This window comes from Rhizobium sp. ZPR4, assembly GCF_040215725.1.
Classification (GTDB): Bacteria; Pseudomonadota; Alphaproteobacteria; order Rhizobiales; family Rhizobiaceae; genus Rhizobium; species Rhizobium rhizogenes_D.
In genome coordinates this window covers 602,304-614,569 of record NZ_CP157968.1, presented here as the reverse complement: position 1 = coordinate 614,569, position 12,266 = coordinate 602,304, and the positions used below count along the sequence as shown (strand labels likewise).

At 59.2% G+C, this 12,266-nt stretch carries 12 protein-coding genes; 7 read left to right on the top strand and 5 right to left on the bottom strand.

What is annotated here, in order from left to right; genetic code table 11:
• The first annotated feature begins 3 nt into the window (after positions 1-3).
• From ABOK31_RS22390 to ABOK31_RS22365, 6 genes are all read left to right on the top strand, one after another.
• Positions 4-1,086 (top strand): chemotaxis response regulator protein-glutamate methylesterase, encoded by a 1,083-nt coding sequence (locus ABOK31_RS22390; protein WP_349960913.1) that lies wholly within the window; start codon positions 4-6, stop codon positions 1,084-1,086.
• 189 nt (positions 1,087-1,275) lie between these two features.
• Positions 1,276-2,157 (top strand): hypothetical protein, encoded by an 882-nt coding sequence (locus tag ABOK31_RS22385; RefSeq protein WP_349960912.1) that lies wholly within the window; start codon positions 1,276-1,278, stop codon positions 2,155-2,157.
• Between the two features lie 301 nt (positions 2,158-2,458).
• Complete coding sequence (locus ABOK31_RS22380; protein ID WP_349960910.1) at positions 2,459-3,169, top strand: ParA family protein; 711 nt, start codon at positions 2,459-2,461, stop codon at positions 3,167-3,169.
• A 160-nt stretch (positions 3,170-3,329) separates the two neighbouring features.
• The gene (locus ABOK31_RS22375; RefSeq protein ID WP_349960909.1) at positions 3,330-4,058 is read left to right on the top strand and encodes an SDR family oxidoreductase; all 729 of its coding nucleotides are present in this window, start codon (positions 3,330-3,332) and stop codon (positions 4,056-4,058) included.
• Positions 4,059-4,061: 3 nt separating this feature from the next.
• Positions 4,062-5,759: a GMC family oxidoreductase N-terminal domain-containing protein gene (locus ABOK31_RS22370; protein WP_349960907.1), complete on the top strand. Its 1,698-nt coding sequence runs from the start codon at positions 4,062-4,064 to the stop codon at positions 5,757-5,759.
• Positions 5,760-5,892: 133 nt separating this feature from the next.
• Complete coding sequence (locus ABOK31_RS22365; protein WP_349960905.1) at positions 5,893-6,786, top strand: hypothetical protein; 894 nt, start codon at positions 5,893-5,895, stop codon at positions 6,784-6,786.
• Positions 6,787-6,807: 21 nt separating this feature from the next.
• Here the strand turns inward: ABOK31_RS22365 and ABOK31_RS22360 are convergent, their stop codons facing one another.
• From ABOK31_RS22360 to ABOK31_RS22350, 3 genes are all read right to left on the bottom strand, one after another.
• Positions 6,808-7,578, bottom strand: coding sequence for an SDR family oxidoreductase (locus tag ABOK31_RS22360; protein WP_349960903.1), 771 nt, complete (start codon positions 7,576-7,578; stop codon positions 6,808-6,810).
• Between the two features lie 71 nt (positions 7,579-7,649).
• The gene (locus ABOK31_RS22355) at positions 7,650-8,492 is read right to left on the bottom strand and encodes an alpha/beta hydrolase (protein WP_349960901.1); all 843 of its coding nucleotides are present in this window, start codon (positions 8,490-8,492) and stop codon (positions 7,650-7,652) included.
• A 56-nt stretch (positions 8,493-8,548) separates the two neighbouring features.
• The gene (locus ABOK31_RS22350; RefSeq protein ID WP_349960899.1) at positions 8,549-9,235 is read right to left on the bottom strand and encodes an alpha/beta hydrolase; all 687 of its coding nucleotides are present in this window, start codon (positions 9,233-9,235) and stop codon (positions 8,549-8,551) included.
• Between the two features lie 164 nt (positions 9,236-9,399).
• Between ABOK31_RS22350 and ABOK31_RS22345 the strand changes: the two genes are divergently transcribed.
• Positions 9,400-10,020, top strand: a complete 621-nt coding sequence (locus ABOK31_RS22345; RefSeq protein WP_349960897.1) for an ABATE domain-containing protein — start codon at positions 9,400-9,402, stop codon at positions 10,018-10,020.
• A gap of 118 nt (positions 10,021-10,138) precedes the next feature.
• Here ABOK31_RS22345 and ABOK31_RS22340 read toward each other — a convergent pair whose 3' ends face one another.
• Positions 10,139-11,296: a patatin-like phospholipase family protein gene (locus ABOK31_RS22340; protein ID WP_349960895.1), complete on the bottom strand. Its 1,158-nt coding sequence runs from the start codon at positions 11,294-11,296 to the stop codon at positions 10,139-10,141.
• A 36-nt stretch (positions 11,297-11,332) separates the two neighbouring features.
• Entirely contained in the window at positions 11,333-12,079 is a 747-nt protein-coding gene (locus ABOK31_RS22335; protein WP_075852790.1) for an acetoacetate decarboxylase, read from the bottom strand.
• Positions 12,080-12,266: the final 187 nt, after the last annotated feature.

The following is a 12,266-nucleotide window of genomic DNA, read 5'->3' as shown; positions in this document are numbered from 1 at the left end:
CGTATGGCCAGGAAGATCCGCGTGCTCATCGTCGACGATTCCGCCAGTGTCCGGCAGGTCATGACGCAGGTGCTGTCGGCCGATCCGGATATCGAGGTCATGGGCGTCGCGTCAGACCCCTTCATGGCAGCAAAGAAGATCCAGGAAGAAATCCCTGATGTCATTACTCTCGATGTCGAAATGCCGCGCATGGATGGCATCACCTTCCTGCGCAAACTGATGGCACAACGGCCGATCCCGGTCGTCATGTGCTCCTCACTCACCGAAGCAGGTTCGGAAACCTTGATGCAGGCGCTGGAGGCCGGCGCCGTCGATATCATCCTCAAGCCCAAGATCGCCGCCGCCGACCATCTGGCGGAAACGGCTGACATGATCCGCGAAGCGGTCAAGGGTGCCGCTGCAGCACGGCTCGGCGGCACTCGCCGCCGGATCGTCACTCCAGCCGAGCCGACGGCCAAGCTGACCGCCGACGCAGTTCTGCCGCCGCCAAGCGGCAGAGCCATGGCCAAGACGACGGAGATGATCGTCTGCGTTGGAGCCTCCACGGGCGGCACGGAAGCCCTGCGCGAAATGCTCGTGGCGCTTCCGGCCAATACGCCCGGCATGGTCATCGTGCAGCACATGCCGGAAAAATTCACGGCGGCTTTCGCCAAGCGTCTCAACAGCCTTTGCGAAGTTGAGGTGAAAGAGGCCGAACATGGCGATGCGGTCTTGCGCGGCCATGTGCTGATCGCCCCCGGCGGCAAGCACATGCTGCTGGAACGACAGGGCGCTCGCTATGTCGTCGCGATCAAGGACGGCCCCCTCGTTTCACGGCATCGACCCTCCGTCGACGTACTCTTCCGCTCGGCGGCGCGCTCGGCAGCGGGAAACGCCATGGGCGTCATCATGACCGGCATGGGTGACGACGGTGCACGCGGCATGAAGGAAATGCACGATGCCGGCGCCTTCACCGTTGCACAGGATGAGGAAAGCTCCGTCGTCTTCGGCATGCCGAAGGAAGCGATCGCCCATGGCGGTGTCGACAGAACCGTCGGGCTGGATCAGATCGCCCGCGAAATCCTGGCGGCTGATAAACGGCATTGATGATGTTGCCTGCTATCTCTTCGGCTGCTCCCATCTGGAACTAGCAGAAGGGATCTTGCAGAATACCCGCCTTCCAGCAACGCATGCGTTTATTTGCACTCAGTGAAAAACACGATAAGGTTTATTATTTACTGGACAGAATATCTTTGTGCGACGACGCTCTGTTTGTAACAAACAGAGGGGAATCCAATGAAGACCAAAGTAATAATTCTTTCCACCTTAACCGGCCTAGCCGGATGCAACACATTACCCCGCATGCCCGACGCTCAGCCAGAAAGTATAAACAAGCTGGCTGACATCGTTGAGTGCGAGATCTTGACCGTATTTAAAGAGAACAAGAGCCAGGGCGGCTTTGACTTCTCCAATTGGACATCGACTTATGCGATTACTCAAAATGTGACAGCAAACGACGACGCCAACGTCGATCCATTGAAATGGATAGCACCGGCAGGCGTCGACAAGCTTCTATACTCTGCAAATGCCAGCGCTTCGCGTGAAGCCTATCGAAACGGTAAGGTCGAATATAGCGTCTTCGTGCTTGAGAAACGTTCAAAGGCATGCGCGAGAAAAGAGAGCTACAAGGATGTACACGTCGACGTAAAAGACTTCAGATTGCGTGATTGGGTGTCTCAAGTTTCGCATCACACCGAGCGCCAAATGAATAGTTTCAGCTATTCCGTGAGAGTGACCGTCACCACGGGCGCGGGTGTGGGCGCTGACTTCGCCGACGGGAAATGGATCGCGACCGGCGGCATATCTCATGCCAGAACGACCATAGAGACGATTGATTTCACCTTTTCAGAGCTGCCGAAAACGCCGAAGCCAACAAAGGTCATCGTGGTCGCCCCTATTCCGGAAAGCCACACCCTGCCGCCGGGAAAAGAGCTTCAGGGCACTTCTCCTTATATTCTTAAATCGCCGAATATTCTAAATCTGCCATCAAAGAACGATGCCGGTAAGTCGACTCCCGTCGGGCCGAGAAGGGTTCCGGAGTCAGCAGTCGATCGCAATCGCGGCATCATGCAACTGCAGCAACTTGATCGCATTACGCCGGATTTCTTGAATAACTGATCCTTCGTTCATTCCGAAATGGAGGGCTCGCATTTTGCGAGCCTTCTTCCATAGCCAAGCTATATGGCGCGGCAGCTCCCACTGATCGACGACAGAATATGGCAAATCGCCTAACCGGAAAAATACGGACGAAGCGACACCTCGAAGCGCTTACAGCCGCTTGATCCGGTAGAAGGAGTTGACGGATTGGGCCTCATCCAAAAGGGTTTGTTAACCATAGATGGGTAACGATTTGCCCAAGCCATGACAGCTGCCCGCCTGCCCCATTGCGTTGTCCATCCGATCAGCCCAGGAAGCTCCCATGGCCGTTTTGACCTTTGCCAACACCAAGGGCGGCGCTGGCAAGACCACTGCCGTCGTCATCGTCGCTTGTGAACTCGCACGGATGGGCTTTTCGGTAGCCATCCTCGATGCCGACCCGCAATTGTGGATATCCAAATGGCATGAGCGGCTGGGCGAAAGAGCACCTTCTTCGCTTTCCGTCATTCCCTACGTGACGGCGGCCAATCTCGGCCAGCATGCGCGCAAGCTTCGCGACGAGGTCGATTTCCTGCTCATAGACCTGCCCGGCGCCCGCAGTCCGCTTCTTGCACAGGCACTCGGCTATTCGAATTATGTGCTCATTCCCGTGCAAGGTTCGGCCATGGATGCGGAGGGCGCCACCAACGTCATCGAGCTTCTGCAGTATCTGGAGGATCGGGCCGATATCCGCATCCCGCATTCGGTGGTTTTGACACGCGTCAACCCGATGGTCACCACGCGCGCACTGCACTCTGTAAAAGAGCTGCTGTCGAGCCGCCGCGTCCATGTGCTGTCCACACCCATCATCGAGCGCGCCGCCTATCGCGAAGTCTTCGGCTACGGCCAGACCCTTTATTCGATCGATCCAGAAACGGTGAGCAATCTCGACAAGGCGCAGCAGAACGCTCAGACGTTTGCTCAGGAGGTTCTGCGCCGCATTCTGCCCTATACCGAACAGGCGAAAACCGGCGCGTTCAAGCTCTCGGCCTGACAAGCCCCATCCACGGGTCCCGCCTGCCGCGACCACTGCATCGATGTTTCGATGGCAAAAATTTACGTGAGAAAAGATTTTTTATTGACGGGTAGAGGTCGCCTACCTAGGCTCCCCATTGGCGGAGAATTTCCAAGACTCCACCAATGGGGAGGACATCTTGGGACAGAAGCTTGAAGGCAAGGTCGCGCTGGTCACAGGCGCAAGCTCCGGTATCGGGCGAGCAACCGCATTGGCGCTCAGCGAAGAGGGAGTGAAACTCGCACTTGTCGGCCGCTCCGCCGAACGGCTGGAAGCGGTGGCCGCAAAGGTTGGCGGCGACGCGCTGGTGCTGCCAGCGGATCTCACCGAACCGGCTGCCGTCAAGAAGGTGGTCGATGCAGCGATCAAGCGTTTCGGCCAGATCGACATTCTCCTGCCCAATGCCGGCCTTTACATCCCTGGTGACGTCGCAGAAGGCGATCCGGACGCCTGGGATCAACTCATTTCGATCAACGTCAATTCCGTCTTCCGGCTGGCGCGCGCCGTGCTGCCCGATATGATTGCAAATGGTGGCGGGCAGATCGTCGTGACGTCATCCGTCGCCGGGCATCAGGCCATTCATTGGGAGCCGATCTATTCGGCATCAAAGCACGCGATTCAGGCTTTCGCGCACGGGCTGCGGCGGCAGACGATGAAGCACAATATCCGCGTCGGCTCCGTCGCACCCGGCGTCGTGCTCAACGAACTCTGGGGCTATACCGACCCTGCCGCCATCAATGCCAAGGTTGCTGCGCGGGAGGGTTTGAGGTCGGAGGACGTGGCCGATGCGGTGCTCTTCATGCTGACGCGGCCCGCCAACGTCACCATTCGCGATCTCGTGATCCTGCCGCAGATTCAGGATATCTGAGCCTTGCCTGATTTCGACTACATCATCGTCGGTGGCGGTGCTGCGGGCTGTGTGCTCGCCAATCGCCTGAGCGAGGATCCCGCAACTCGCGTCTGCCTCGTCGAAGCGGGCATGGATCGCAATGCGCGCAAGGCGATCGTGCGCATTCCGCTCGCCATGGTCACCTTCATGGCCCCGGCACTCGCCTTTCTGGGCGGCCCGAAATTCATGTCCTGGTTCGAGACCGAACCCGAACCCGGCCTGCAGGGTCGCTCGATCGCCCTGCCGCGCGGCAAGGGCACGGGCGGCTCGACGAATGTCAACGGCCAGATCTTTATCCGCGGCCAGCGTGAGGATTTCGACCATTGGCGCGACCTCGGCAATCCCGGCTGGGGTTACGACGACCTGCTGCCCTATTTTCGCAAGCTGGAGCGTTTCGAAATCCTCGCTGAACCGGGCTCCGCCAAGCACATTCGCTTCGGCGACATGCCGCTCGAAAAGCAGATCGACCTCGCCTACCACGGCGCGGACGGACCGCTGAACATCGCGCCGCTCCGAAGCGTCAATCCGATGGCTGAAGTGTTCCTGGGGGCCGCGCAGCAGGCTGGTCATTCCTTGAATGCCGATTTCAATGGCGCTCGTCAGAATGGCGTCGGTCTCTACACATTTACGCAGAAAAACGGCGAGCGCGTCACCGCGGAAGGCGCCTATCTCGATCCTATACGGCATCGGCCGAACCTGAGCGTGATGAGCGAAACCGAGGTAACGCGCGTCCTTTTCGAGGGCCGAAAAGCGACCGGCATCGCCTTCCGGCGGCAGGGCCAGCATGGAACGCTCGACGCCCGCGAAGTCATCCTCTCGGCCGGTTCCTTCGCGTCGCCGCATCTGCTGATGCTATCGGGCATCGGCAGTGCCAAGGAGCTTGCCCGCCGCGGCATTCCAGTTGTCGCGGACCTGCCCGGGGTCGGAGAAAATCTGCAGGATCATCTCGACGTCACGATCGAATATCGGGCGAAATCCATTGCACCCTATGGCGTCTCGTGGCGTGCCTTGCCGCGCAATGTCGGTCACATACTCAACTGGATCTTCAACAAGCGGGGGCTGTTTTCCTCAACGACGGGCGAAGGCGGCGGGTTTATCTCGACAGATCCTGAAAGCGAACGGCCTGATATCCAGCTCTTCTTCTGCACCGGCCGAGCCAATACACAGTCGGCATCGGGTTTCACCGGCCATGGTTTCCTCATGCATGTCTGCCAGCTTCGACCTGGGAGCATCGGTCGCGTCGCCTTGAAGAGCGCCTATCCCGACGAAAAGCCCGCAATCCTCTATAACTTCTTTCGCGGCGACAGCACGATGGATGTGCTGCGCAAGGGCATCCGGCTCGCACGAAAGATTACCGCGCAGGCTCCCTTTGCACCGCATCTCGATGCCGAGCTCGATCCGGGTCCGGACATCGAAAGCGACGGCGCACTCGACGCCTTTATCCGCGAGCGGGTCGGCACGCTGTTCCATCCCGTCGGCACCTGCGCCATGGGGCGCGGCGATAGAGCGGTCGTCGATCCCTTAACCATGCGCGTGCATGGCGTCGAGGGTCTGCGCGTCGTCGACGCCTCAATCATGCCGAGCATCGTCTCGGCCAACACGGTCGCGGCCACCTATTGTCTTGCCGAGAAGGCCGCCGATCTGATCCGTGCCGATGGCAATAAGCGCGGCTCGACCTAGCAAGACTATATCCTCCTTGAAAGACATGCGCGCGAGGCACTTATCGAGGCGCCATGCCTTGACATGGGTGGCATAGCCGCAAACATGTCGCGGCTCGTATTTGCCGATCGACTCAAACAGGTAGACCTGAAAAATGCGCCTCTCCCTCCTGCTCCCGCTGCTCGTCTCCTTTGCTCCTCCTTCTGCCGTTGCCGCCGGGACGCCCTGTACGGACCTCATCGAAAGCAGTGGTATCATCCAGCATGCGGACGGCTTCGCCATTTCCGATCTGCACGATGGCTGCGCGGTTACGAACGGGCTGTTCAAATCCGGCAGCAGAATCGGATGGACCTTCGAACGCGGCGAGTTCAAGGGAGACGGGCTGGCCGACTTCCTGAAGACCATGGCAAGCAAACCAGATCACCTGCCCACCTGGGGACGATTCTCGGTTGAAGGCGTACGCTTCACGCCGATGCTCGACAACGCCATGGCCAATTACATCACGACGGTCCAGCAATGGCCCATGGACATATCAGGCGCTTTCCGTTTCGATCCGAAGGACGGTTATCTCGATATCCAGGAGCTGCAGCTCACCAATCTGCGCCTCGGCAAGGCCTCGCTCTCGGCCGAACTGAGCCTGCCCAAGAATGCAGGCATGCCGGCTCTGACGCGAGATGGATCGGTCGGCCTCACCCATCTGCGCTTCCGGCTCGATAATATGGGGCTGTTCGAAGGCATGGCGGTGCCATCGCTGGCTGCTTTTCTCCAGCAGATGACAGGTTCGGACGATCCCGCCCAAGGCATCAACCAATTGCGTGATACGACGGTGACAGCGCTGCAGGCACTCCCCGACAGCCGGATCGATGCGGACTCGAAGAAAGCCCTGCTCCGCTTCGTGCAGGATCTGCCGCACCCCACAGGCTTCTTCATGCTCGATCTTGCCTTCGACCAGCCATTGAAAATCGGTGCGCTCGACTTCAATAGCGCGCAGCTGGCACAGACCGCGCTCACCAGCGCCAAGATCTCTGTCAGCTACAAGGCGCGCTGACCTCGCGCCCACAAGCGCGGGTCAGATCGATTTCACCTCGCCGCCATCCATGCGCAGGGCCGAACCGGTCATCCAGTGCGTTCCTGGCGAGACCAGGAAGGCCATCAGCTCTGCGATCTCCTCGGGTTCGCCATAGCGCGCGATCCCGGCTTCCTGCGGGAACTTGGCGGTTGCTTCTTCGACAGTCATGCCATGCAGCGGCGCCCAATGTTCGAGATAGGACTGCCGCCGCCCGGTCATGACCGGGCCGGGCAAGACGCTGTTGACCTGAACGCCATCGGCGATACCGCGATCGGAAAAGGCCTTTGCCAACGCTATGATTGCAGCGTTTATAGTCCCAACGGCCGCATAGGGCGCTTTGGGAAAAATTGCCGAATTGCCCGACATCAGCACGACCGACCCTCGGCTCTTCTTCAATGCCGGCCAGGCGGCAATGGTCAGCCTGCGCGCACCATGCAGTTTCAGCGCCAGGCCATCATCCCATTGCTGATCCGTCATGTCGAAAAGATCGATCTGCGGCACGGCGCCCGCGATATTCAGAAGCGCGTCGATCCGGCCGAAAGTGGATAAGGCTTCATCGACAACGCGCTGAGCCGCCGCTGGTTCGCCAAGATCGGCATCGATCACAAGCACTTTGCTGCCCGCCTCCTCGGCCGCCTTGGCCGTCTCTTCCAGCTTGGCCCGGTTGCGGGCAACGAGGACCAATGCGCCAAAGTCCTGAGCAAGGCGAAGGGCCGTCGACCGGCCGATACCCTGGCTGGCGCCGGTAATAACAGCGACTCTGTCGGACATGATGTTTCTCCTGTTTTCGTAAGATATTGCCCATGCCGCGCCGGCAATCACCGGCGCGGCAGGGTCCGATATCAACCGAGGAAAGTGCGGATTTCAGCTGCGATCTCCGCTGCGTGGGTTTCGAGAGCGAAATGACCCGTATCAAGGAACTTGACGACCGCCTCGGGAATGTCGCGATGATAGGCCTCGGCGCCGGGCGGCAAGAAGAAGGGATCGTGCTTGCCCCAGACGGCCAAGAGACGCGGCTTATGGGTGCGGAAGTAATTCTGGAATGTCGGATAAAGGGCGACGTTGCTCTTATAGTCGCCGAAGAGGTCGAGCTGAACCTTTTCCGCACCAGGGCGGGCCAGATAGAGACTATCAAGCGAGTAGCCGTCTGGCGAGACCCTCGACGGGTCGGGCACGCCGTGCGTGTACTGCCACGCCGTCGCATCCGGCTGCAGAAATGCCTTCAGCGCATTGCGATTTTCCTCGGAAGCCTCACGCCAATAGGCCTCGATCGGGTTCCAACCCTCGCTCAAGCCCTCTTCATAGGCATTGCCGTTTTGAGAGATGATCGCCGTGATCCGCTCCGGATGCTTTACCGCCAGCCGAAAACCGGTCGGCGCACCATAGTCGAAGACATAGACCGCATAGCGGTCGAAGCCGACGACTTCAGTGAAACGATCGATCGTCGCGGCGATGCTGTCGAATGTGTTGCTGCCCTTCGGCGCATCGGATTGGCCGAAGCCCGGAAGATCCGGTGCGATGATGTGATAGCGATCGGCAAGCAGCGGGATGAGATCGCGGAACATGTGGCTGGAAGTCGGAAAGCCGTGCAGCAACAGTAGCTTGTCCGCCCCTGGAGAGCCTGCCTCACGATAGAAGACCTTGACGCCTTCGACATTGACGGTGCGATAGCTGATATCAGTCATGATAAAGCCCTTTCATAACCTTCATAATTGAGTTTATTGAGTTACAAATCCGAAACTCAGATGGTAGCGGCAGCATCCCGGACGACGTCGACGATGGCGGCCGGAGCCGTAATCATCGGCATATGATCGACCGGGATGGAGCGCTGCTGTGCCTTCATGCGTGCCGCCATGAACCGCTGGTTTTCGACCCGGATCATCCGGTCTTCCTCGGCGATCAAGAACCAGGTGGGACGATCCTTCCAGAGCGGACGCCCGACAGGGACGGTGATACATGCCGGCGAGATCGGCCGCTGCGAGGCCGCCAGAACTGCCAGTTCGTCGGCCTTCGCGTTCTGGGCAAAGGCGGTGGCGAACGCGTCCTGCGGAAGATAGATCAGCCCGTGGCTGTCAGGCGCCAATTTTGGCGCCTGCGGGTGAGGCTCGCCGCGATAGAAGACATCGGCAACCGTCTCACCTTCATCCGGTGCGAGCGCTGCTACATAGACCAGAGCCTTGACCTTTTCGCTGGAAACCGCGGCAATCACTGCGCCGGCATAGGCGTGGCCAACCAGGATCACCGGTCCCATCGTCCGTTCCAACGCACGTTCTAGGGCGGCGACATCATCAGCAAATGACGTCAACGGCAGCGGCGCGGCGGTTACCGAAAAGCCGGCGGCCGCCAACGGCGCGATCACCTTTGCCCAGCCCGACCCATCCGCCCAGGCGCCATGGACAAGAACAACATCTACATTTTGCGACAGCATCAGCTTTCTCCATGTGGCTTGGCGTTAGTAACCTGTCAAATTGCGCTAGTAGGGTTACTCCTGATGAGCGTAACTTGTCAAGAGGTCTTTGATAGGTTATATCTCGATCATGTTTTCGAATGGCCGTTCAACATCCTCGTCGGCGGCCGGAAAGGAAGTAGTCCATGGACAACCACTCGCCCGCCATCTTCGTTGGCGATACGCTGGGGCTGGATTTCCTCAATTCGGTCGCAACGCCTGTGGATGTGCCGATCGACTGGATTGACGATGGGGAGGGCTTGCTTCGCTGGCTGGAACAGGCTGGCCTGGTGCCCCGTGAGACGCTCGCTGCCATGCGCGAACGGGCGCTGCCCGGCGAACTCGACAAGGTTGCCGATCAGGCAAGAAGCCTGCGCGAATGGTTCAGGGCCTTCGTAAATTCCCGCAAGGGAAAGCCGCTGACATCGGATGCCTTGAACGATCTGGAGCCACTAAATCGCCTGCTGGAACGCGACGAGGGCTTTAATCGCATTGTCGCAAGGCAATCCGACGAAGAAGAAGGGCTCGGCTTTCAGCCGATGCGGAAATGGCGTTCGCCGGAATCACTGCTATTGCCGATCGGCGAAGCGCTGGGGCGTTTTGTCTGCACGGAGGATTTCTCTGATGTGAAAGCCTGCGAAGGCCACGCATGCACCCTGCTTTTCGTCGACCACACGCGCGGCCACCGCAGACGCTGGTGCAGCATGGCGATGTGCGGCAATCGCGCCAAGCAGGCGGCGCATCGGCACCGGCTCAAGCAGAACTGACGCTTGCCACGCAAGAAAATGGAGGTTTTGCGGAGGGATCGTGAAATCGGCCGGAGCTAAGCACAGCTCGCTCCGGCCCGATTATTATTAAAGTCAGGCCGACAGGCACCCTCTCGGCTCAAGCAGGATCTTCACGATGCAGGTCATGAATGGCGACAGCATCATCACTGAAGGGTGGCAGCAGCCATTCAGTGTGGCGCAGCGTGCGCTTGGTATCTTCCAGTCCCATGTCCCAATGCTCGCGCATCGAGGTGCCGGAGAACTCATAGTCCTTGGCATGGCCTTCGTAATTCTTGTGCTGATAGATCAGATGCACGATGTTGACGACGCCGGCATCGGAATAATCGGCGATCAGCTCTTCCTCTTCCGGGGTCAGCTGATCCTTCGGAACGCGCTTCAGCGCACTCAGGAGCTTCATCTTCAGCCCGTGGATGCGCTTGAAATTGTCGGTGTTCTGCCGCGTACGGCTCGAATACATGATGTCCTTGTGGCGCGACAGCACATCGGGCATGCTGCGCGGCAGGACGCCGCGGGCGCTGAACAAGTCCACCTGGAACACCAGCGAGCTGCGATCCTCCTCCTGATCGAGCAGGTATTGAAGCGGCGTATTGGAGACGATGCCGCCGTCCCAATAATATTCGCCTTCGATGCGGATGGACGGCAGGGCGGGCGGCAGGGCACCGCTCGCCATGATGTGCTCGGGGCCGATGCGGATATTGTCGGTGTCGAAATAGACGAAGTTGCCGGTGCGCACATTCACGGCACCGACGCTGAAACGCTTCTTGCCGTCGTTGAGCACGTCGAAGTCGATCAGCATCTCCAGCGTCTTCTTCAACTCCGAGGAATCGTAGAAGCTGGTCGCGCCTTCCGCACCCGGCAGCTCCAGCCAGGGATTGGGGAAACGTGGCTTGAAGAAGCCGGGCTGGCCCATCGTCATCGTCATCCACGAGCTGGTGCGATTGCGGATATCGCGGAAGAAATCGCCTTCCGGCGTATAGGCCCAGATCTTGCGGCCGGAGATGATCTGCCAGAACTGCTCCAGACGCTGCAGACGCCGGCCCGGCTCGTTACCGGCGATGATCGCGGCATTGACCGCGCCGATCGAGACCCCCGAAAGCCAGGTCGGCTCGCATCCCGCTTCGGCAAGCGCCTGGTAGACGCCAGCCTGATAAGCACCTAGCGCGCCGCCACCCTGGAATACCAGAGCGACGCGATCATATTGCATGGCAATTTCCGGAATAGTCGGGGCTGCGGCCTTAGTATTTCGTTCAAGCACGATCCGTCTCCAGCATGAAATAGCAATGAGGTTTGGTTATCTGCGCTCTGCGAGATAGTCGTGAACGACTTCGCCGAGACCGAGCGTCAGATCGGCGGTGAAATGAACCGCGGAAACCACTTCCAGCACGGGCAGCCGTGCGACGTCGGCCATGACATGCGGCCGAAGATCGAGAGCAGCCGGCGAAGTCCAGGCTTCCTTGATGGTGATATCGGTCAGGTAATAGCGCACCAGCTCGCAGATGCGCGGGGTGGCGTCGACATGCGGCACGATCTTGATCAGGAAATTAGGCTCCGAGAGAGCGGACAGAAGCGGTCCCTGGTCGACCGGCTTGTGCTTGTAGCCCATCGTTCCGGTGGCGCAGAGAACACTGCCGTAATGCAGCGTGCCGACGATGACTTCGCCCTCGTTGACAATCTTCGGGCTGGCAAGCTTCTTCGGAAAACCCCAGATCTCACGGCCGCCGGTGATCGGCGCATCGTCGTCGAGATACATGGAGTGAACATAGCCGCCCTTCTGCCCGCGATATGTGACCGGGATGACCTGCCCGGTCTCTGTATAATCGCCAAAGCCGGTGGAATCGGGCATGCGGATGAATTCGTATTTCACCAGCGGCTCGTCGATTTCGAGCGGCGCGGGTACGACGGCCTCAAGAGCCTCACGCGAGGTGCGGTAGGTGATAATGATGTATTCACGATCGAAGAACCGATAGGGTCCCGGAGGGTAGGAAGGGTTGGTCAGCGGCATCGCATAGGCATGCTTGAGAATGTCTTCGACCTTCATCGTATATTCCGTCGTTGGAGGAAATCGCCGGGCACCGGAGCGAAAACTTGCACGGTTGCATGACAGAGAAGTGTCAGGTGTCGATGGCTCGCGGCACGGAGCAAAATTGCACTGTTATCAAAGCGACATACGAGGCTGGCAGTGTGCGCTCATCTTGGCATTTTCCATTTACCCAACCATGTCATAG